The following is a 19,979-nucleotide window of genomic DNA, read 5'->3' on the forward strand; positions in this document are numbered from 1 at the left end:
GGCGCAGTTGGGATACCAGGCGGACAACAACATGCGTTCGCATGCGGTCGGGCCATGGCGGGCCGGGAGGCGCGGGTCGGGTCCGTCAGGCCGGTCGCGTCGCGCGCGCCCGGGCGAGCTGCTTCAGGACGGCGGTCAGGGCGGTCGGGTCGGCCACGCGGTAGCCGGCGAGCGTGTCGCCCTCCCCCACCTTGACGCCCACGTCGCCGTCACCGAGCACGCGGAAGGCGTCCTCGTCGGTGACGTCGTCGCCGGCGAAGAACACCGCGTCGGCGCCGTGCAGATCGCGCAGGCGGGCGATCGCGTCGCCCTTCGTGACGTGTCGGACGGCGAACTCGAGGATGTCCTTGCCCCCGCGCTCGAGGACCTCGGGGTCGGTGTCGTGCGCCGCTGCGCTCGCGGCCTGGTCCGCCTCGGCGGCGACCTCGGCGCTGACCCGGCGTGTGTGCACACCGTGACCGGCGGGCTTGTGTTCGATGACGACGCCCGGGAACCGCTCCCCGACGGCGTCGAGCGCGGCACCGATCCGAGCGACGCGGGCCTGCTCGTCGGCCGTCAGCGCGGCCTCGTCGTGCCCGTCCACGCGCCACTCGACGCCGTGCGAGCCGACGAGTGCCATGTCCTCGGGTGCGTGCGTGACCGCGGCGAGGCTGCCGAGCGGGCGGCCCGAGACGAGGACGACCTCGGTGTCCTTCGCCCGGTGCAGGGTGAGGACCGCGGCCCACGAGCCCGGCAGCGCGCCGACCTGGGACGGGTCGTCGGCGAACGGCGCGAGCGTGCCGTCGAAGTCGAGGGCGACGATGAGTCGCGGCGCAGCCGCGAGCGTCTCGAGGGCCCGGTCGATCGCGGTCTGGTCGGTCGTCGTCTCAGGCATCCCGCGCCTCCCGGGTGTCCTCGGCCGCACGCGCGGTCTGCGCGTCCTGGTCGAAGATCGACATGTTGTCCGTCTGCGCCTCGCGGTGCTGGTCCTTCGGGTCCGCCGCGGAGGGGTCGATCTGGGCGTTCTTCGGCGCGTGCCGGTCCAGGGCCTCGAGGAACGAGCGCGACCAGCGCGCCACGTCGTTGTCGCGGACGCGCTTCCGGAGCGCGCGCATGCGGGTGGACCGCTCACGTCTCGGCATCTCGATGGCGCGCTGGATCGAGTCCTTCAGCGCACCGATGTCGTGCGGGTTGACGATGACGGCCTGCTTCAGCTCGTCGGCGGCACCGGCGAACTCGGACAGGATGAGGACGCCGTCGTTGTCGAACCGGGCCGCGACGTACTCCTTCGCGACGAGGTTCATGCCGTCCCGGAGGGCCGTCACGAGCATGATGTCGGCGGCGAGGTAGAGCGCCACCATCTCCTCGCGCGGGTAGCCGTGGTGCAGGTACGCGATCGGCTGGTGTCCGATGACGCCGAGGTCGCCGTTGATCCGGCCGACCGTGAGCTCGATCTCGTCGCGGAGCGTCGCGTACGTGTCGACGCGCTCGCGGCTCGGGCTGGCGACCTGCACGAGCGTCGCGTCCTCGACCCGGATCCGGCCGTCCTCGACGAGTTCACCGAAGGCCTTGATGCGGTGCCGGATGCCCTTCGTGTAGTCCAGCCGGTCGACGCCGAGCAGGACCGTCTTCGGGTTGCCGAGGCTCGCGCGGATCTCGCGGGCGCGCTCCTGGACCTCGGGGCGGTGCGCGATCTCCTCGAAGCCGGCGGCGTCGATCGAGATCGGGAAGTGCCGGGCCTCGACGTGCCGCACGGTGATGCCCTTGCGGCTGCGCGGGGCGTCCGGGTCGTCGACCGGGACGTCGATCGTCTGCCCCTTGGTCGTGTAGCCCTTGATGTGCCGGACCGCGCGGAGGAAGTCGCTCGCGTCGTCGTGCCGCTGGAACCCGATGACGTCCGCACCGAGCAGTCCGTCGAGGATCTGCGCGCGCCACGGGAGCTGGGCGTAGATGCCGACCGGCGGGAACGGGATGTGGTTGAAGAACCCGATCGTCAGGTCGGGTCGCATCGCACGGAGGAGCGCCGGGACGAGCTGCAGCTGGTAGTCCTGCACCCAGACGATGCCGTCCTGCTCCACGATCTCGGCGATCTGCTCGGCGAACCGCTGGTTCACGCGCTTGTAGGCGTTCCACCAGTCGCGGTGGTAGCTCGGGTGCTCGATGACGTCGTGGTAGAGCGGCCAGAGGGTGTCGTTGCTGAACCCCTCGTAGTACTCCTCGACGTCGTCGTTGCTCAGGGGGACGGGCACGATGTGGATGCCCTCGTTGTCGAACGGGGCGACCTCGACGTCCGGCTGACCCACCCAGCCGACCCAGGCACCGTCGTTCGCGCGCATCACCGGCTCGAGCGCCGTGACGAGACCGCCGGGTGAGTGCCGCCAGCCCTCGTTGCCGTCCTCGTCGACGACGCGGTCCACCGGCAGGCGGTTCGAGGCGACGACGAACGCGTAGCGGGTCTGGTCGGTGCGGGGTGCTGCCATGGGGTGCTGGGATCTCCGTTCCGCCCGGCACGATCGCCGGGTTCGGTGCCGAAGCTACCAGCGTGCCGACAGCGGATTCACGGCGGATCGGCGGATTCCGACGCGCTGCGTGCACCGGGGACGGGCAGCGCACGGCCGGCCCCGGGATTCCGGAGGGCGTGGCTCAGTAGGCTCGGGGGCATGGTCATGACACGGGCGTGGCGGAACGGCACGGCGGCGGAACGCGACTTCCCGGTCGACCGCATCTCCGACCTCATCGCCGAGGACGGCACGTTCGTCTGGGTCGACTACACCGACCCGGACCCGACCGACCTCGAGCACGTCGAGGCCGAGCTCGGCATCCACGCGCTCGCGGTCGAGGACGCCGTCGAACGCGGCCAGCGACCGAAGCTCGACCGCTACCGCGACAGCCTCTTCCTGGTCGTCTACGACGTGGACGGTCTCGACCACGCCGGGGACCTCACCGTCCACGAGGTGAAGGCGTTCGTCACCGCTCACGCCCTCGTCACGATCCACGGCGCCGACGTCGACACCGGGTCCGTCGAACGCCGGCTCGAGGCGACCACGGACCTCGCCGACCACGGCGTCCCGTGGTTGGTGTGGGGACTGCTCGACGCGGTGACCGACCACGCCACGAGTGCGGTCGAGGACATCGAGCGGCGGATCGACGAGCTCGAGGAGGACCTCTTCGAGCACGGCACGCCCCGCGAGCAGCAGATCCAGCGGCGGTCGTTCCGGCTCCGGAAGGCCCTCGGCGTCCTGCGGCGCCAGGTGGTCCCGACCCGGGACAGCGTCGCGTCGCTGCTGCACGGCGACGCCGAGACGATCTCGAACGGCATCCGCCCCTACTTCCGCGACGTCGAGGACCACCTCGTGTCGATCACGGACTCCGTCGACCAGCTCCGCGACGCGGTGTCGAGCGTCCTCGACACGAACCTCAACCTGGCGTCGAACCGGCAGAACACGGTCATGAAGAAGGTGACGAGCTGGGCGGCGATCATCGCGATCCCGACGGCCATCACGGGTTTCTTCGGCCAGAACCTGAAGTTCCCGGGGATGGGCCAGTGGAGCGGCCTCTACTTCTCCCTCGGGCTCATCATCGCCTCGTCGCTGACGCTGTACCGCGTGTTCAAGACGAAGGACTGGCTGTAGCGCCCCGGGCGGATCAGAGCCGCAGCGCGAGCACCCCGGCCGCGACCGTGAGCGGTGCCACGATGCACCCGAGCGCCATGTAGCGCCCCCACGACAGGTGGACGCCCTCGGACGACAGCCGGGCGTGCCAGAGCAGCGTCGCGAGCGATGCCCACGGCGTGATGAGGCAGCCGGCGTTCACGCCGACGAGGAGTGCCGCGTACCGCAGGGCCTCGTGCCCGGCTGCGGGCTCGAGCACGAGGTACGCGGGCAGGTTGTCGATCGCGTTCGCCGCCACCGCGCCGGCACCGCCGAGTGCCAGGAGTGGACCCGTCCCGGTGCCACCGGGCAGCGCGTCCACGATCGGGTCCGTGAGCCCGGTGGTGTGCAGGGTCTCGACGACGACGAACAGCCCCGCGGCGAACAGCAGGGTGGACCACGGCACGCGGGAGATCCGGAGCTCCGACGGCGCGCGGAAGGCGGCGACGACGACGAGCACCACCGCAGCGACCACGGCGGCGATCCAGACGGTCACGCCCGCGGTCAGTGCGACGACGAGCGCGACGAGCACCGCAGAGGCCGACCAGAAGAACACCGGGTCGGCGGCACCGCGCACCGCGACCGGCGTGTACCGGCCGAAGAGCTTGCCGCGGAACACCACGAGGAGCACGGCGCACGGGATGACGACCCCGGCGAGCGCCGCCCACACCATGAGCCCGGCGAACGGGATCGGTCCGTCGAGCCCGATCCGGTCGACGGCGAGCAGGTTCGTCAGGTTCGACACGGGCAGGAGCAGCGACGCCGTGTTCGCGAGCCAGACGGTCGTCAGCGCGAACGGCATGGGCGGCAGGCCGACGCGGCGCGCGAGCGTGATGACGATCGGCGTGAGGAGCACCGCCGTGGTGTCGATCGACAGGAAGACGGTGCACAGGACGGCGAGCACGACGACGGCGCCCCACAGCCCGATGGTGCGACCGCCACCCACCCGGGCGGCGAGGTCGGCGAGCCGGTCGAAGACGCCGGCGTCCGCGGCGAGCTCGGCGACGACGGTGAGGCCGAGCACGAACGCCAGGACCGGGACGACCCGGTCGGCGAGCTCGGCGAGGTCGGACAGGGGCAGCAGCCCGAGGGCGACGCACACCGCGCCGACCACGAGCAGGACTCCGCCGATGACGGCCTGGCGCACGGTGACTCCTCGAACTGCGCACCGGCAGGGTGACCGGCGGCGCTCCAATGTAGCGGCCGGTAGCGTTGACGGGACGACCAGAGGAGGAACCCGTGCGGAAGTTCATGTTCAGCGGTGCCGTGTGGAGCTCGATCATCAGCGGCTACAGCGTGCTGCAGACCACCCGGCAGGGCCCGCGTGACTGGCGCCTGGCGCTCACGTGGGTGGCGTGGATCGCGACGACGCTCGTGGCGATCGGTACCGTCGTCGAGGACGACCGTGCCGTGAAGGCGCGGCAGCCCTAGGGCCGGTGCGGCAACCCTGGGGCCGGCTCGCGAGGCGACCGGGGGACGGACGGGAGGCACGTGGCGGGTCCGCCACGTGCCTCCCGTCCGTTCGTGGGGTGCGGCTACGGCAGGTCGGCGGGGCGGACGTCGGACGTGCTGATCGGCCCGGTGAACATCGCGGCGCGGTCGTCGTGGTCCCCGGCGAAGAGCGCGGAGGACGCCGCGGTCGACGCGCTCCGTCGCCGGGGCTGGCCGACGTCCTCGACCATGAGCACCCGCTGCACCGGCTGGGCGTCCGGGTGGGTGCGCTGGATCCAGGCGACGAGTTCCTCGCGGACGTAGCACCGCAGGTCGAAGAGCGCCGGTGCGTCGTGTGCGGTGACGAGCACCCGCACGTGCACGAAGCCCTGGACGGCGTCGGTGACCTGGAGCACCTGCACCCGGCGGTCCCACAGCTCGGTGCGCTCGAGGATCCGCTCGAGCTCGGCACGCATGTCACCCGGGCGGACCCGCCAGTCGAGGTCGAACTCCACGGCGCCGAGCAGTTCGCTGTTCGTCCGCGTCCAGTTCTCGAACGGGGTGCTCGTGAAGTAGGTCGACGGGAGCACGAAGCGTCGGTCGTCCCAGAGGTGCACGACGACGTAGGTCAGCGTGATCTCCTCGATCCGCCCCCACTGCTGCTCGACCACGACCACGTCGTCGACCCGGATCGACCCGGAGAACGCGAGCTGCATGCCGGCGAACACGTTGCCGAGCGTCGACTGCGCCGCGAGTCCGGCGATGACCGAGATGAGTCCGGCGGAGGCCAGGACGCTCGCACCCGCGGCCTCGACCCCGGGGAACGTGAGCAGGATGGCCCCGACCGCGATGATGACGAGCACGGCGACCGTCAGCCGTCGGAGCACCAGCACCTGGGTCTTCACGCGTCGGGCGACGCGGTTGTCGGGGACGTCGGTGCGGTAGCGGTGCAGCCCGAGGCTCTCGAGGAAGATCGCGACCTCGCACGCCAACCAGCAGCCGGTGCCGATGACGGCGATGAGGAACACGTGCGAGACCTCGTCGCGCCACGGGTACGCGCTGGTGTCCGGGATGCTCGTCGCGAACGCGGTCCAGGTCATGGCGATGAGCAGCACCGTCCGGAAGGGGTGCTTCACGCGGCGGGAGAGGACGGACGCCCAGCGTTCCCGTCTGGCGAGTGATCGGAAGACGAGGTGGGTGACGAGTGCCGCGACGGCGGTGATGAGCAGCGCGAACCCGACCGCGACGAGGAGCCGGAGGAGGATGTCCATCCCTCCATCGAAGCAACCCCCGGCGGGCCTCGCCCAGGAACGCGACCGCCCCGACGACGGGAGGCGCGGTGCCGGACCGGCACCGCGCCTCCTGGACGGGGCTGCTGCTACTTCGTCGACGTGAGCGAGTCCACGTAGTCCTGGTGCTCGGACGCCCACTTCGCGGTGATCGCGGGGTACTCGCTCGTCTTCGCGCCGCTGTTCACGAGCGCGTTCTCGAGGGAGTAGAGCGTGTCGGAGTCCATCTCGAAGTCCTCCATCCACTTCGACGCCTGCGGGAAGTCGTCGCCGAAGTCCTTCTTGGCGATCGTGTGGATCTCCTCGTTCTTGCCGAGAGCGCCCTTCGGGTCCTCGAGGTCCTTGATCGGGAAGGCGTCGTACGCCCAGTGCGGACGCCACAGCGTCACGACGACGTCCTGATGCTTCGCGATGGCGGCCTTGAGGTCGGCGAGCATCGCCGGCGTCGAGCTCGTGACGAAGTCCATGCCGTCGAGGCCGTACTGCGGGATCACCTGGTCCTGCACCACCTTCGTCTCGCCGGCTGCGGGCTCGATGCCGACGATCCTGTTGCCGAAGTCCGACGCCTTCGCCTTCAGCTCGTCGATCGAGTCGATGTCGGAGTACTCCGGCACGGCGAGTTCGAGGGACGCCTGCTCGTTCCACGCGCCGAGGTCCGTCAGGTCCTTGCCGTACGTGTCCATGTACTCCTTGTGCGTGTTCGGCAGCCAGGTGTCGAACACGACGTCGTAGTCGCCGGACGCGAGGCCCGTGTAGGCCGGCGCGACGTCGGAGTTGGTGAGCTGGACGTCGTAGCCCTGCTGCTCGAGGACGTGCTTCCAGAGGTAGCTGGCGGCGGTGTCCTCGTCCCAGCCGTTGAAGACGACGACGTGCATCGACTTCTGGTCGCCGTTGTCGACCGTGCCCGATGCCCCGTAGTAGCCGGGCGGCATGCAGGCGGACAGGCCGAGGGCGGTGGTGGCGGCGAGGGCGGCCGCGGCGAGGACGCGGCGGGTGCGCGGGGTGCGGGTGCGCGGGGTGCGGTTGCGCGGGGTGCTGGTGCGCGGGGTGCTGGTGCGCGGGGTGCTGGTGCGCTTCATGGTGTGGTCCTTCCTCACGCGTCGACGGTCGGGCGGTCGGTGACCGCTTCGGTGGTGGCGGCGGTCTGGGCGGTCGCCGCGTTCGGGGTCGCGGTCGCGCTCGCCGCGTTCGGGGTCGCGGTCGCCGCGTTCGGGGTCGCGGTCGCGCGCTTCCGGCGTCCGAAGAGCCTGGAGGCGCGGCCCGAGTCGCCGCCCAGCGCTGCGGTCAGACGGTCCAGCAGGATCGCCAGGACCACGACCGACAGGCCGGCCTCGGCTCCGAGACCGACGTCGATGCGGTTCAGCGAGGCGACGATCTGCTCCCCCAGACCGCCGGCGCCGACCATGCCGGCGATGACGACCATCGAGAGCGACAGCATGATGACCTGGTTGATCCCCGCCATGATGCTGGCCTTCGCGAGCGGCAGCTGGATCTGCCGGAGGATGCGCCACGGGCTCGAGCCGAACGCGGCGCCGGCCTCGACGACCTCGCTCGGGACCCCACGGATGCCGAGCTCGGTGAGCCGGACGCCGGGGGCCATCGCGAACACGATCGTCGCGACGATGCCGGGGACGACACCGACGCGGAAGAGCAGCAGCGCCGGGATGAGGTAGACGAACGCGGGCGTCGTCTGCATGAAGTCCAGCACCGGCCGGATGACCCGGCTCGCGGCGTCGGAGCGGGCTGCCCAGATGCCGAGCGGGATGCTGAACACCACCGCGAGGCCCGCGGCGACGATCACGAGCGCGAGGGTGTCCATCGCGTTCGTCCACTGGCCGACGCTGACGATGAAGAGCAGGCCGACGGCGGCGCCGAGCGCGAGCTTCCAGCCCTTGGCGACGAACGCGAGGACGACGAGGACCGCGACGACGACCCAGAACGGCGGCGTGGCGAGGAAGTACTCCATCCACGCGTCCATCCAGGTGAAGACGTAGCGGACGACGTCGAAGAAGCCGGAGAGGTAGGTGGTGATCCAGTCGACGATCGCTGCGACCCAGGTGCCGAGGGGCAGGTGGAAGTCGCCGAAGGAGTTGGTACCGGGGGTGATCATGCGTGGTCTCCTTCGGTGGTGGGCGTCGCGGCAGCGGGCGGCGTCTCGCCGGCGTCGGCGAGGGTCGAGTCCATGTCGGAGTCGCTGATCCGGGTGACCGGTTCGAGCACCGGGATGGGCATCGTCGCGGTCGGCACGTTGCCGAGGGCGGCGAGCAGCGTCACACGCGGGACGACCCCGAGCAGGCGCCCCTCGTCGTCGACGACCGCGATCGGCAGCGGTGACTCGACGGCGAGTTCGAACAGGTCGGTGAGCGCGGTGTCCGGCGCGACGCGCGCGAACTCGGTGTTCACGATGGCGTCGAGGTCGGTGTCGCCGGCCTTGACCTGGCGCATCACGTGCCGGTCGCGGACCCAGCCCTCGAGCTTCCGGCCGCGTCCGGTGACGAAGACCGCCGCCGTCTGCAGGTCGCGCATCGTGCGGAGGGCGCTACGGGGGCCGACCGTCAGCGGGACCGCGGCGCGCGCGGGCTCCATGACGCTCGACGCGGTGAGCACCCGGGCGCGGTCGACGTCCTGCACGAACTGGGCGACGTAGTCGTTCGCCGGGTCGGTGAGGATCTCCTCCGGCGATCCGATCTGCACGATCCGTCCGTCGCGCATCACGGCGATGCGGTCGCCGAGGAACATCGCCTCGTTGAGGTCGTGGGTGATGAAGACGATCGTCTTGCCGAGTCGCTGCTGCAGGTCGACGAGCTGCTCCTGCATCTCGCGGCGGATCAGCGGGTCGAGTGCGCTGAACGCCTCGTCCATGAGCAGGACGTCGGTCTCGGCGGCGAGGGCGCGGGCGATGCCGACACGCTGCTGCATGCCGCCGGAGAGCTCGTCGGGCTTCGCGTCCGCCCAGACGTCGAGTCCGACGAGGCCGATCACCTCGCGGGCCTTGGCGAGCCGGGTGGCCTTGTCGACGCCGTTCACCTCGAGGCCGAACGCGACGTTCTCGAGCACGGTGCGGTGCGGCAGCAGCGCGAAGTGCTGGAAGACCATCGACACGCTCGACCGACGGATGTCGCGGACCTGGCGCGGGGTGGCCCCCGTGACGGTGCGACCGCCGATCTCGACGTTCCCCGCCGTCGGTTCGAGCAGGCCGTTCAGCATGCGGATGAGCGTCGACTTGCCCGAGCCGGACAGACCCATGACGACGAAGATCTCGCCGGGACGCACGTCGAAGGACGCGTCGATCACGGCCGCGGAGCCGAGGTCGCGGACCTCGTCACGGGTGGCGCCGGCTGCGAGCCGGCGGACCGTCTCGCCTGGACGGCGGCCGAACACCTTGTAGGCGCCGTGCACGCGCACAGCCGGCACGCCGATGGGTTCGTCCGGCGTGGTGGCACGCCGGTCCTGGGGTGGTGCGATGGTCAACGGTGCTCCTCGCGGGACCGCGGCGCGGTGGGCGCACGGCGGTACCGGTGGTTGCGGACGGGTCGCCCGGCACCGTGTTCGGCGGCATCGCATCGAGCCCGCGCAACGGCGCAGGGCGAGCGATCACGCACGCGGGGGACGTACTCGGGACGGCCCCGGTCCGGCCGACCGTACGGCCCCCGCTGTGCTGCTGCGGTGGACGCGTCCTGATCGTCGGTGTCCCTGAAGGGACGTTCAAGGCTATCGGCGGTTGTCCCCCGACGCGAATCCGGGTCCGCCGGAATCCCGGCACCGGCGTACCCCGTTCACGGCGTGTCGCGCGCCCTGACAACGATCGGGATCGTGACCGGTCCCTTGTATTCCAGGAGACTCGCATGGTTGTGTGCCACCCCGGTTCGGGGCACCTGTAGCGTGTCGCGCATGACAGCGCAGAACGACACCGGCGTGGACCGCGCGCCCGCGAACGACTTCTCGCACGAGCAGGAGGGCTACCAGCACGGTCTGAAGCCCCGGCAACTGCAGATGATCGCCATCGGCGGTGCGATCGGCACCGGGCTCTTCCTCGGCGCGGGTGGCCGACTGCACACGGCGGGACCGGCCCTGGCGGTCGTCTACCTCATCGCGGGCGTCTTCGCGTTCTTCATCCTGCGGGCCCTCGGCGAGCTCGTGCTGCACCGTCCCTCGTCCGGGTCGTTCATCTCCTACGCGCGCGAGTTCTTCGGTGAGAAGTTCGCGTACGCCGCCGGGTGGATGTACTTCCTCAACTGGGCGATGACCTCGATCGTGGACACCACCGCCGTCGCGCTGTACCTGCACTACTGGGCCGGGCCGCGCGCGGTGCCGCAGTGGGCCCTCGCCCTCGCGGCGCTCCTCGTCGTGCTGGCGGCCAACCTCGTCGCCGTGAAGGTCTTCGGTGAGCTCGAGTTCTGGTTCGCGATCATCAAGGTCGCCGCCCTGGTGGCCTTCCTCATCGTGGCCCTCGTCTGGCTCGTGTTCGCGTTCCCGGTCGAGACGGGCGGCGAGACGGTCCGCACCGGGTTCAGCATCTGGTCCGACAACGGCGGACTCTTCCCGACCGGACTCCTGCCGGCGGTCCTCGTCGTGCAGGGTGTCGTCTTCGCCTACGCCGCCATCGAGCTGGTCGGCACCGCCTCCGGCGAGACGCAGGACACCGAGAAGGTCATCCCCCGCGCGATCAACTCGGTCGTCTTCCGCATCGCCGTGTTCTACGTCGGGTCGGTCGTCCTCCTCTCGCTGCTCCTGCCGTACACGTCGTACAAGGACGGCGTCAGCCCGTTCGTGACCTTCTTCTCGTCGATCGGCAACCCGCAGGTCGGCCAGGTCGTCGGGTCGATCATGAACTTCGTCGTGCTCACGGCAGCGCTGTCCTCGCTGAACGCCGGGCTCTACTCCACCGGTCGCGCGCTGCACTCCATGGGCATGAACGGCTCGGCGCCGAAGTGGACCACGAAGATGACCAAGGGCGGCGTGCCGTTCGCGGGCATCCTGCTGACCTCGGCGTTCACGCTGGTCGGAGTCTTCCTGAACCTCTTCGTGCCGAAGCAGGCGTTCGAGATCGCGCTGAACATCGCGAGCCTCGGCATCATCACCGCCTGGGGCACGATCATCCTCTGCCAGATGAAGCTCCGCTCGTGGGCGAAGCAGGGGCTCGCGAAGGAGCCGTCGTTCAAGCTGCCGGGCGCGCCGTACACGTCCTGGCTGACGCTGGTGTTCCTCGCGACCGTCATCGTGCTGATGGCGATCGACTACCCGATCGGCACGTACACGATCGCGTCCCTCATCATCGTGATCCCGCTGCTCATCCTCGGCTGGTTCCTGCAGCGCGACCGCATCCTCCGCATCGCCTCGCTCCGTTCGGGCATCACCGGTCCGTACCCGGTGACCGGCCGGGACCCGGCGAACCAGGTGCGCCGCGGTGCCGGAGCGTCGGCTCCGGCGGACGACGCGTCAGGGTCGTCCTCGGCCGACGCGTCGGGATCGTCCTCGGCCGGCGACGCCGGGTCGGACACCGACCGTCGGCGCTGATCGCGGCGGACCACGCACGGACCCGAGTGTCCGGATAGCGAAACCGCACGCCGCACGCGTGTGAGAGGGTCCGGCACCCGTCGGTACGATCGGCGGGTGCCGGACCCTTCTGTCTCCCCCACGCTCGACCTGCAGCTGACCTGGCGCGGCACCTTCGGCCGTGTCCGGGTCTTCCACGACCGTGTCGCCGCCGAGACCAGCTACGAGCGGGACGCCCTGACCGCCGTGCCCATGGACGCCGTGCGCGGCTGGCGGATCGAGCCGTGCGACTTCGACGCGGTGTGCGTCGAGTTCGTCACGCCCGGGGAGACCTACCGGGTGCTGCTCGACACGACCGACGAGCGGGTCGCCGGCCTCGCGCTGCGCCGGGCGCTCGGCGCGCCGCTGCCGTCGGAGTCCTGACACCGGTGCGCCGCCCGCCGGTCTGAGCTCCGCTGTCCTGGGCGCCCGCCGGGCGCGATCGCCTGCGGGACCGGAAGCGTGTGGCGGGCCGGCACCGCACCGGCCGGCGGCACGCGCACCGTGCGTGCGTGCTCACCCTGTGCGCGGTTCCGCGCACCGTGGCAGCTTGTAACGCCGCACCCAGCCGCCAACGCGGCACCAGCTGGCGTCCGCCGCACTGTGCGGACGGGAGGAACGTGGCGGGCCGGCACCGCGCCTCCCCTCCGCACCGTGCGCGCGCACTCAGCCCGTGCGCGGTTCCGCGCACCGTGCCAGCTTCTAGCGCCGCACCCAACCACCAACACCGCACCAGCCGGCGACGGACGCACCGTGCGGACGGGAGGAACGTGGCGGGTCGGCACCGCGCCTCCAGTCCGCACCGTGCGTGAGTACTCACCCCGTGCGCGGTCCCGCGCACCGTGGCAGCTTGTAACGCACCACCCAGCCACCAACACTGCACCGGCCGGCGACCGCCGCACCGTGCGGACGGGAGGAACGTGGCGGGTCGGCACCGCGCCTCCAGTCCGCACCGTGCGTGAGTGCTCACCCCGTGCGCGGTCCCGCGCACCGTGGCTTGTAACGCCGCACCCAGCCGCCAACGCCGCACCGGTCGGCGACGGCCGCACCGTGCGGACGGGAGGTCCGTAGGGGGCTGGCACCGCGCCTCCGGTCCGCACCGTGCGCACCTCCTCACCCCGTGCGCGGTTCCGAGCACCGTGGCAGCTTGTAACGCCGCACCCAGCCGCCAACGCCGCACCAGCCGACGACAGCCGCACCGTGCGGACCAGAAGCCCGTGGCGAGCCGGCACGACGCCTCCAGGCCGTCACGTCACCGGCAGAGCACGTCGCCACGCCGGGCGCGCTCAGACGAGCAGCAGGATCCCCGCGACCACCGCAGCGACGGCGATCGCCAGCGCGATGACCAGCAGCACGAGGTGCACCGTGTAGAACGTCGTCGGCTTGCCGGCGGCATCGCGCGCCCGCGAGTCCTTCGCGACGCGCTGGAAGAAGCGCGGCCACGTGACGACGTTGAAGACGGCACCGATGAACAGGACGAGGGCTGCGAAGACGGTCACCCGACGATCCTAGACACCGCGGAACGGCCGTCCGGCGGCGGATCGGGGCCGGTGGTGCTCGGCCGCCCCCAACGCGGCCGAGTCCCACCCCGTGCTGCCACATTGCCTGTAGCAACTGCTACAAACCCTACACGGCGCTGCTGGAGGAATCGACCTGCCCAGTGGGGCCGATGTCCCGTTCTGGTAACGACTCGCGCTAGGCGGTCTCGAGGGCGGCCTCGGCGTCGGCCAGCGCCCGTCGTTCCGTCTCGCTCAGCTGCTGGCGTGCCCGACGCGCACCGTCGTTGATCTCGACGATGAGCCGGCTGAGGCGCGTCGCCGGGTCCCCGGAGTCCGGGTAGGCGTTGTCGGTCCCGATCCGGGCGTGCAACGGCGTCAGGGTGCGGAGCGCCGACTCGACCCGACGCCAGCGGCGACGGCGGGAGACCTGGTGGCCGATGACGAGCAGGAGCATCCCCGACGACACGCAGATCACCGCGCCCGGGGTCGTGACGTCGTACGGCAGGGCGAGGGACCGGGTCACGCCGAGGTCCCCCAGGACGTGCGCGAGGTCCATCACCACGACGACGACCATGCGGACGACCCCGAGGAGCCCACCGAGCACGAGGACCCAGAGTCCGACGAGGTCCGTCGTCGTGCGGGCCTCGCCGAGGTGCACGATCGAGATCAGCCCGGTCGCACCGAGCGCGACGCCGAGGTACACCGTCTGCGCGATCGAGTACACCGTGGCTGCCGGGTGCGACCCCGCATCGAGCATGAAGGTCGTCGTCGTCGCGGGCTTGTCGAGCACGGTGAACGCCACGATCACCACCACGACGACGACCGCGCACGTGACGACGATCGCGTTCCGGAGCCAGGGCCGCGCGGCACCGACGGCCTTCGCCACGCCCCACAGCAGGGTGCTCGTCCCCGCGACCATGAGGCAGTCGCTGACCACGGTGACGACGTTGAAGCCGCCGAACAGCGGATCGAGCCACAGGTACAGCGGGTCGACGTTCGTGACGATGGTCGCCGCGAACAGCAGGAACGTGACCGCGAGCGTCCGGTCCTGGCCGCGCTGGAGCACGAAGAGCGTGATCGTCCCGGCGATCAGGAGCAGCGCCTGGACGACGGAGATGATCACCCGAACACCCCGCGGAACGCACTCGGACGATCGCGGTGTCCGCGGATGAGCCCGGCGAGCCGGTCGGCGAAGACCTCGGCCTCGTGCTCGTACTCGTTCGAGAACAGCCCGCGGGCGAGAGCCCGCTCGACCTTGTACTCCGGCAGGTCCGGGATGACGTCGCGGATGTAGGCCGCCTGCGGTGCGTGGTCCTGGTGACGGTGCAGGATGTGGCCGAGTTCGTGACCGATGACGAACGACCGGAAGGTGCGCGACGCCGTCGGGGAGATCATCACGAGGTGCTGCCGTTCGAGCGTCGCCACGAAGCCGCACACGGGCTCCGCCGCGAGGAACGCCTCTTCACGGACGACGATCGGCTTGCGGACCACCTCGGCTGCGGCGGCGACGGCCTGGTCGACGTCGGACCACCCCTCGGCCGCACCACGCGCCCAGAACGCCTCGACGAGGTCCGTCGGCGCGCTCATGCGACGCTCCCCCGAGCGGACTCCTCCTCGAGCACCTCGGCGATGCGACGGAGGGCTTCGGGCGAGAGCTCACCGGGGAAGGTCCGGGCGGCGAACCCGCTCACGCGCGCCGACCGCAGGGACCGGACGAGCGCGAGCTGGGCGCCGATGCGCTCGGGGACGTCGCTGTCCTCGAGCAGGAAGCGCTCGTCGACCTCGAAGAACCCCGCGAGCAGGCGGAGGAGCCCGGTGTCGCGGTTCCGACGGCCGTCGCCGGAGAGCATGTACGTCCACTTCGCCCGGGAGAGCGAGCCACCCTGGGCGGCGACGTACTCCTCGACCGCGGCGAACGGCACCGGCGCACCGCGCTGCGCTTCCTCGAAGTCGAGGAGGAGGTTGAGTCGGCGCGCGAGTTCCGCAGCGTCGAGCGCGCCACCCCTCGGGTCTGCTGTCGCCATGTCGATCGGACTCCTCCCCAGCCGCACGTCGTGCAGCACATGGTAGCGCGGGACCCCGACACCGACCTCGCTAGCCTCGGACGGGTGAGCACCTCGTACCCGTCCACGATCGCGGCACCGGTCGAGCACGAGATCGTCGTCACGAAGTCGCGGTTCATCACGACCGTGGCGCCGGTCTCCTCCGTCGAGGACGCCGACCGCGTCATCGCCGAGGTCCGTCGCCGTCGGTGGGACGCCCGGCACAACTGCACCGCGATGGTCACCGGGGTGCTCGGTGACCAGGCCCGGTCGAGCGACGACGGCGAACCGTCCGGTACCGCCGGCGTGCCGATGCTCGAGGTGCTCCGGCGCCGCGGGCTGACCGACGTCGTCGCGGTCGTCACGCGGTACTTCGGCGGGGTGAAGCTCGGCGCCGGCGGACTCGTCCGCGCCTACTCGACCTCGGTCTCCGAGACCCTCGACCGCGCGGCGCTCGTGCACCGACGCCCGCTCACCCGGGTGACCGTCGACGTCCCGCACGCCGAAGCCGGCCGGATCGACAACGTGCTGCGCGACTGGGTCCGGCGCCACGACGCGACGCTCGGCGAGCCCGCGTACGGCAGCACGGCGACGTTCGAGCTGTGGGTGCCCGGTGCCGCGGTCGAGCCGCTGCGGGCCGACCTGGCCGCGGGATCGGCGGGCGCCCTCGCGCCGGTCGTCGGCGAGGAACGCGTGGTCGACGTCGCCGCTGAGTGAGGCGCACGATTTCGGTGCCGGATCGCACGCCGGGCGTGTCCCGCCCCGGAGGCCCCACGGGCCCGGGAACGACGAAGGCCCCGGCTCTGGGAGCCGGGGCCTTGCTGGTGCGCCCCCTCGGACTTGAACCGAGAACCCACTGATTAAGAGTCAGTTGCTCTGCCAATTGAGCTAGAGGCGCATGGTGTGCAGTTGTGTGGCGCTGCTGCACTTCCGTGCTGCAACGGGAAACAACAATAGCATGGGTTTCGCGTGCCCTTGACCACTCGGGGCACCGAACACGAACAGGAGCCTCATGACCGACCGTCTCGCCGCCGGCGACACCGCACCCGACTTCACCCTGCCGGACCAGGACGGCACCGAGCACGCCCTCTCGGCCCTGCGTGGGAAGAAGGTCATCGTGTACTTCTACCCGGCGGCGTCGACCCCGGGCTGCACCACCGAGGCGTGCGACTTCCGCGACAACATGTCGTCGCTGCAGGCTGCCGGGTACGAGGTCCTCGGCGTCTCGAAGGACGAGCTCCCGGCCCTCAAGAAGTTCCAGCACGAGCAGGCCCTCACGTTCCCGCTGCTGAGCGACCCCGACCTGGCCGTGCACAAGGCCTACGGCGCGTGGGGCGAGAAGAACAACTACGGGAAGATCGTCACCGGGACGATCCGCTCGACGATCGTGCTCGACGAGGACGGCGCCGTGCAGCTCCCGCTGTACAACGTCAAGGCGACGGGACACGTCGCGAGCCTGCGGAAGAAGCTCGGCCTGGTCTGAGACCCGACTGATCGACGGACGGGAGGCGCGGTGCCAGCTGGCACCGCGCCTCCCGTCTCTGCCGTCTACTCGACCGGACGGGCGAGCGCGTCCGTCACCGGTCGCGACAGCACCAGCGTGATCCCCAGCAGCGCGGGGATGAGCAGGAACCAGCCGACGGCGGGCACGCGGAAGACGCCCTGGAACGCCCCGATCGCGAGCGCACCCTGCAGCACCTGCCAGACGATGATCCCGGACCGCACCCACGGACGACGGTTGCGGAGTCCGATGAACAGGGAGCCGAGCCAGAGCGCCGCGATGGCCGCGAGGACCGTCAGCGCGATCCCGGACGCGATGCTCGTGGCGGGCGCGACGATCAGCTCGACGACGAGGACGATCGTCACGACGACGAGGGCGGCGAACTCGAGTCCGACGACGACGAGGAGCACCAGGAGCGCCGGCGACCGCCGTTCGACGGGGTCGGACTCGGTCGGGGTGGTGTCGGGCACAGCATTCCTCCAGCGTCGGAACCCTTGATTTGGCCCTACCAGTATGGAACGATATTCGAGGTCGTTTGGACGGCACGATGTGGTGTGCGTCTCCCGTGGTTCGACGCTCCTCCCCCGAGCGTTCTGCGGGCGTCAGACTCGCTTCCAGCGGACTCCTCCCCCACGGGTGTCCCCTCGTGCCTCGCGCATGCTCAGCGTTCCGATCCCCGAACCACGGCCCCGGCCTGCCGTTCGAGCATCGATTTCAAGGAGCACCACACATGGACTGGCGTGACCAGGCAGCCTGCCTCACCGCGGACCCCGAGCTCTTCTTCCCCGTCGGGAACACCGGACCGGCCGTCGACCAGATCGAGAAGGCCAAGTCGGTCTGCGCTCGCTGCACGGTCACCGAGATGTGCCTGCAGTACGCCCTCGAGAACAACCAGGACTCCGGGGTCTGGGGTGGCCTGAGCGAGGACGAGCGTCGCGCCCTGAAGCGCCGCGCTGCTCGCGCCCGCCGCGCCTCCTGACCCGGCGCCTCCTGCGCGCCTGACGCCCGCCGTCCCTCCGGGGCCGGCGGGCGTCGTCGTGCGCGGGGCGGGCGCGGCGGCGCGGTTGCGCCGCGCGCCGCGCGCCGCGCGCCGCGCGCGCGCCGCGCGCACCCCTCATGCCGCGCGCCACGCGGCGAACCACGGAACCGACGTCGAACCACGGCCGGACGGCGGTTCGACGTCGGGAACGTGGTTCGATGCGGCCCTGACGGGCGCGCACCGCGCCTCCAGGAACAGCGCAAGCCTGCGCACAACGAAAACCACGCGACGCCGCGGCATCGCGTGGTTCGGACACACGTTCGTTGTGCGGCCGGCCGCTCCGGCTGCCCGCACGGCGAGCGCGCCGGCGCGCGCCGGCGCGCGCCACCTCACGAACCACGTTCCCGACGTCGAACCAGGGCCGGACGGCGGTTCGACGTCGGGAACGTGGTTCGACGCGGGCCGGGCGGGAGCACGAAGCACCCGACGACCCGCGCGCGGGCTACGCGGCGCCCGGCGTCGCCGTCAGCCAGCGGAACGGGATCGTGATGGTGACCTCGGTGCCGCTGCCGGTCAGCGTGTGCCAGTCGATCGTGCCGCCGAGTTCGCCCTGGATCAGCGTCCGGACGATCTGCGTCCCGAGGCCCGATCCGACCTTGCCCTCCGGCAGGCCCCGGCCGTTGTCGCGCACCTGGATGTCGAGGTGGTCGTCGAAGCGCTCGGCCACGATCTCCACCTCGCCGTCACGGCCGTCCAGCCCGTGCTCGACGGCGTTCGTGACGAGCTCGGTGAGCCCGAGCGCGAGCGGGGTCGCCGCCTCGGACGGGAGCACCCCGAACTCGCCCGTCTTCTTCGGACGCACGGTGGTGTTGTGGGACGCGGCGACCTCGGTCACCAGCTTCAGCACCGAGTCGAACACCTCGTCGAAGTCGACGTTCTGGCTGAGGCCCGTCGACAGGGTGTCGTGCACCACGGCGATCGCGGCCACGCGGCGCATCGCGTTCTGCAGCGACGTCCGTGCTTCGTCCGAGTGGGTCCGACGGGCCTGGATGCGCAGGAGCGAGGCAACCGTCTGCAGGTTGTTCTTGACCCGGTGGTGGATCTCACGGATCGTGGCGTCCTTCGTGATGAGCTCGCGCTCCTGGTGGCGCAGCTCGGTGACGTCGCGGCAGAGCACGATCGCGCCGATCCGCTCACCGTGGTCGCGCAGCGGGATCGACCGCAGCGAGACGGTCACGCCCTTGGACTCGACGTCCGCGCGCCACGGGGCACGCCCGGTGACGACGAGGGGCAGCGACTCGTCCACGTCGAGCTGCGCGCCGATGAGTTCGGTGGTGACCTCGGCGAGGGACTTCCGCTCGAGCTCACCCTCGAAGCCCATCCGGTTGAAAGCGCTCAGGCCGTTCGGGCTGGCGAACGTGACGACACCGTTCGTGTCGAGGCGGAGCAGGCCGTCACTCGCGCGCGGGGCGCCACGACGCGGTCCGGCCGGCGCACCGATGTCCGGGAAGTCGCCGGTGGCGATCATGCCGAAGAGGTCGTTCGCGCTCGCGGTGAAGTTGAGCTCCTGGCGGCTCGGGGTGCGCATCTCGTCCTGGTTGGAGTGCCGCGTCACGACCGCGATCGGGCGCTCGGTCGTCTCGGCGCTGTTCGCGCTCAGGCGGCGGAGGACCGGGATCGCTCGGACGCGGGTCGGGGTGTCCTCGTACCAGTCCGGCTCGGCCGAGTCGACGACCCGCGCGCCGGCGAAGCACTCGGTGACCTGCTCGCGCCACTCCTCGCGGATCTCCTGCCCGACGATGTCGCGGTAGAAGAGCGTCGCCGCGGAGCTGGGGCGCGCGTGCGCGACCGCCACGAACGAGCCGTCCTCGGACGTCGGCACCCAGAGGACCATGTCCGCGAAGGACAGGTCGGCGAGCAGCTGCCAGTCGCCGACGAGCAGGTGGAGCCACTCCACGTCGGCTTCGGAGGAACGGCCTTGTGCGAGGACGAGGTCACTGAGGGTCGACACCCGCCCAGTCTAGGTGCGCGCTTCTGTGGACAACTTCGCGCTCTCCACAGCCTGGGGCGGACT

Annotated in this window: 20 protein-coding genes and 1 tRNA gene; 7 read left to right on the forward strand and 14 right to left on the reverse strand. The window is 71.0% G+C overall.

Going from position 1 to position 19,979, the window contains the following annotated elements:
• Window positions 1-85 precede the first annotated feature (85 nt).
• Together otsB and otsA are read right to left on the reverse strand one after the other, a co-directional pair.
• Window positions 86-874 carry a trehalose-phosphatase gene (otsB, locus tag ACIQUC_RS14085; protein WP_402268051.1) on the reverse strand — a complete coding sequence of 263 codons (789 nt, stop codon included), beginning with the start codon at window positions 872-874 and terminating at the stop codon, window positions 86-88.
• Window positions 867-2,459: an alpha,alpha-trehalose-phosphate synthase (UDP-forming) gene (gene otsA, locus ACIQUC_RS14090; protein WP_022907767.1), complete on the reverse strand. Its 1,593-nt coding sequence runs from the start codon at window positions 2,457-2,459 to the stop codon at window positions 867-869. Before otsA ends, otsB begins: the two co-directional genes overlap by 8 nt.
• A 180-nt stretch (window positions 2,460-2,639) precedes the next feature.
• Between otsA and ACIQUC_RS14095 the strand changes: the two genes are divergently transcribed.
• A complete protein-coding gene (locus ACIQUC_RS14095) occupies window positions 2,640-3,611 on the forward strand; it encodes a magnesium transporter CorA family protein (protein WP_022907768.1) in 972 nt (323 codons plus the stop codon).
• Between the two features lie 13 nt (window positions 3,612-3,624).
• On the opposite strand, the gene ACIQUC_RS14100 is transcribed toward ACIQUC_RS14095, so the two are convergent.
• The gene (locus ACIQUC_RS14100) at window positions 3,625-4,776 is read right to left on the reverse strand and encodes an SLC13 family permease (RefSeq protein WP_402268055.1); all 1,152 of its coding nucleotides are present in this window, start codon (window positions 4,774-4,776) and stop codon (window positions 3,625-3,627) included.
• Window positions 4,777-4,868: 92 nt separating this feature from the next.
• On the opposite strand from ACIQUC_RS14100, the gene ACIQUC_RS14105 reads away from it, so the two are divergent.
• Window positions 4,869-5,060, forward strand: coding sequence for a hypothetical protein (locus tag ACIQUC_RS14105; RefSeq protein WP_402268058.1), 192 nt, complete (start codon window positions 4,869-4,871; stop codon window positions 5,058-5,060).
• A gap of 104 nt (window positions 5,061-5,164) precedes the next feature.
• On the opposite strand, the gene ACIQUC_RS14110 is transcribed toward ACIQUC_RS14105, so the two are convergent.
• The 4 genes from ACIQUC_RS14110 to ACIQUC_RS14125 form a co-directional block, all read right to left on the reverse strand.
• Window positions 5,165-6,331, reverse strand: coding sequence for a mechanosensitive ion channel family protein (locus tag ACIQUC_RS14110; protein WP_402268061.1), 1,167 nt, complete (start codon window positions 6,329-6,331; stop codon window positions 5,165-5,167).
• Between the two features lie 107 nt (window positions 6,332-6,438).
• The gene (locus tag ACIQUC_RS14115; protein ID WP_402268064.1) at window positions 6,439-7,428 is read right to left on the reverse strand and encodes a glycine betaine ABC transporter substrate-binding protein; all 990 of its coding nucleotides are present in this window, start codon (window positions 7,426-7,428) and stop codon (window positions 6,439-6,441) included.
• Window positions 7,429-7,442: 14 nt separating this feature from the next.
• Entirely contained in the window at window positions 7,443-8,459 is a 1,017-nt protein-coding gene (locus tag ACIQUC_RS14120; protein WP_402268067.1) for an ABC transporter permease, read from the reverse strand.
• Entirely contained in the window at window positions 8,456-9,814 is a 1,359-nt protein-coding gene (locus ACIQUC_RS14125; protein WP_402268440.1) for a glycine betaine/L-proline ABC transporter ATP-binding protein, read from the reverse strand. Before ACIQUC_RS14125 ends, ACIQUC_RS14120 begins: the two co-directional genes overlap by 4 nt.
• Window positions 9,815-10,240: 426 nt before the next feature.
• Here ACIQUC_RS14125 and ACIQUC_RS14130 point away from each other — a divergent pair, with 426 nt between their 5' ends.
• Window positions 10,241-11,866 (forward strand): amino acid permease, encoded by a 1,626-nt coding sequence (locus ACIQUC_RS14130; protein ID WP_022905205.1) that lies wholly within the window; start codon window positions 10,241-10,243, stop codon window positions 11,864-11,866.
• A gap of 96 nt (window positions 11,867-11,962) precedes the next feature.
• Window positions 11,963-12,268, forward strand: a complete 306-nt coding sequence (locus ACIQUC_RS14135) for a hypothetical protein (protein WP_022905206.1) — start codon at window positions 11,963-11,965, stop codon at window positions 12,266-12,268.
• 902 nt (window positions 12,269-13,170) lie between these two features.
• On the opposite strand, the gene ACIQUC_RS14140 is transcribed toward ACIQUC_RS14135, so the two are convergent.
• The 4 genes from ACIQUC_RS14140 to ACIQUC_RS14155 form a co-directional block, all read right to left on the reverse strand.
• Window positions 13,171-13,383 (reverse strand): SCO4848 family membrane protein, encoded by a 213-nt coding sequence (locus tag ACIQUC_RS14140; RefSeq protein ID WP_402268071.1) that lies wholly within the window; start codon window positions 13,381-13,383, stop codon window positions 13,171-13,173.
• Window positions 13,384-13,579: 196 nt separating this feature from the next.
• Window positions 13,580-14,506 carry a hypothetical protein gene (locus ACIQUC_RS14145; RefSeq protein ID WP_402268074.1) on the reverse strand — a complete coding sequence of 309 codons (927 nt, stop codon included), beginning with the start codon at window positions 14,504-14,506 and terminating at the stop codon, window positions 13,580-13,582.
• Window positions 14,503-14,970, reverse strand: a complete 468-nt coding sequence (locus ACIQUC_RS14150; RefSeq protein WP_402268077.1) for an ImmA/IrrE family metallo-endopeptidase — start codon at window positions 14,968-14,970, stop codon at window positions 14,503-14,505. The genes ACIQUC_RS14145 and ACIQUC_RS14150 overlap by 4 nt, the downstream gene beginning before the upstream one ends.
• On the reverse strand, window positions 14,967-15,407 hold the full coding sequence (locus ACIQUC_RS14155; protein WP_022905933.1) for a hypothetical protein: 441 nt from the start codon (window positions 15,405-15,407) through the stop codon (window positions 14,967-14,969). The genes ACIQUC_RS14150 and ACIQUC_RS14155 overlap by 4 nt, the downstream gene beginning before the upstream one ends.
• Before the next feature lie 39 nt (window positions 15,408-15,446).
• Between ACIQUC_RS14155 and ACIQUC_RS14160 the strand changes: the two genes are divergently transcribed.
• Window positions 15,447-16,142 carry an IMPACT family protein gene (locus tag ACIQUC_RS14160; protein ID WP_402268443.1) on the forward strand — a complete coding sequence of 232 codons (696 nt, stop codon included), beginning with the start codon at window positions 15,447-15,449 and terminating at the stop codon, window positions 16,140-16,142.
• A gap of 105 nt (window positions 16,143-16,247) precedes the next feature.
• On the opposite strand, the gene ACIQUC_RS14165 is transcribed toward ACIQUC_RS14160, so the two are convergent.
• Window positions 16,248-16,323 (reverse strand) — tRNA-Lys (locus ACIQUC_RS14165).
• 114 nt (window positions 16,324-16,437) lie between these two features.
• Here ACIQUC_RS14165 and bcp point away from each other — a divergent pair.
• Window positions 16,438-16,908, forward strand: a complete 471-nt coding sequence (gene bcp, locus ACIQUC_RS14170) for a thioredoxin-dependent thiol peroxidase (RefSeq protein ID WP_402268080.1) — start codon at window positions 16,438-16,440, stop codon at window positions 16,906-16,908.
• A 65-nt stretch (window positions 16,909-16,973) separates the two neighbouring features.
• Here the strand turns inward: bcp and ACIQUC_RS14175 are convergent, their stop codons facing one another.
• Window positions 16,974-17,396 (reverse strand): hypothetical protein, encoded by a 423-nt coding sequence (locus ACIQUC_RS14175; RefSeq protein ID WP_402268083.1) that lies wholly within the window; start codon window positions 17,394-17,396, stop codon window positions 16,974-16,976.
• A gap of 260 nt (window positions 17,397-17,656) precedes the next feature.
• Here ACIQUC_RS14175 and ACIQUC_RS14180 point away from each other — a divergent pair, with 260 nt between their 5' ends.
• Complete coding sequence (locus tag ACIQUC_RS14180) at window positions 17,657-17,905, forward strand: WhiB family transcriptional regulator (RefSeq protein WP_022904217.1); 249 nt, start codon at window positions 17,657-17,659, stop codon at window positions 17,903-17,905.
• Between the two features lie 502 nt (window positions 17,906-18,407).
• On the opposite strand, the gene ACIQUC_RS14185 is transcribed toward ACIQUC_RS14180, so the two are convergent.
• On the reverse strand, window positions 18,408-19,916 hold the full coding sequence (locus ACIQUC_RS14185; protein WP_022905936.1) for a sensor histidine kinase: 1,509 nt from the start codon (window positions 19,914-19,916) through the stop codon (window positions 18,408-18,410).
• Window positions 19,917-19,979: the final 63 nt, after the last annotated feature.

This window comes from Curtobacterium sp. NPDC098951, from assembly GCF_044759965.1.
In the GTDB taxonomy this organism is placed as follows: domain Bacteria; phylum Actinomycetota; class Actinomycetes; order Actinomycetales; family Microbacteriaceae; genus Curtobacterium.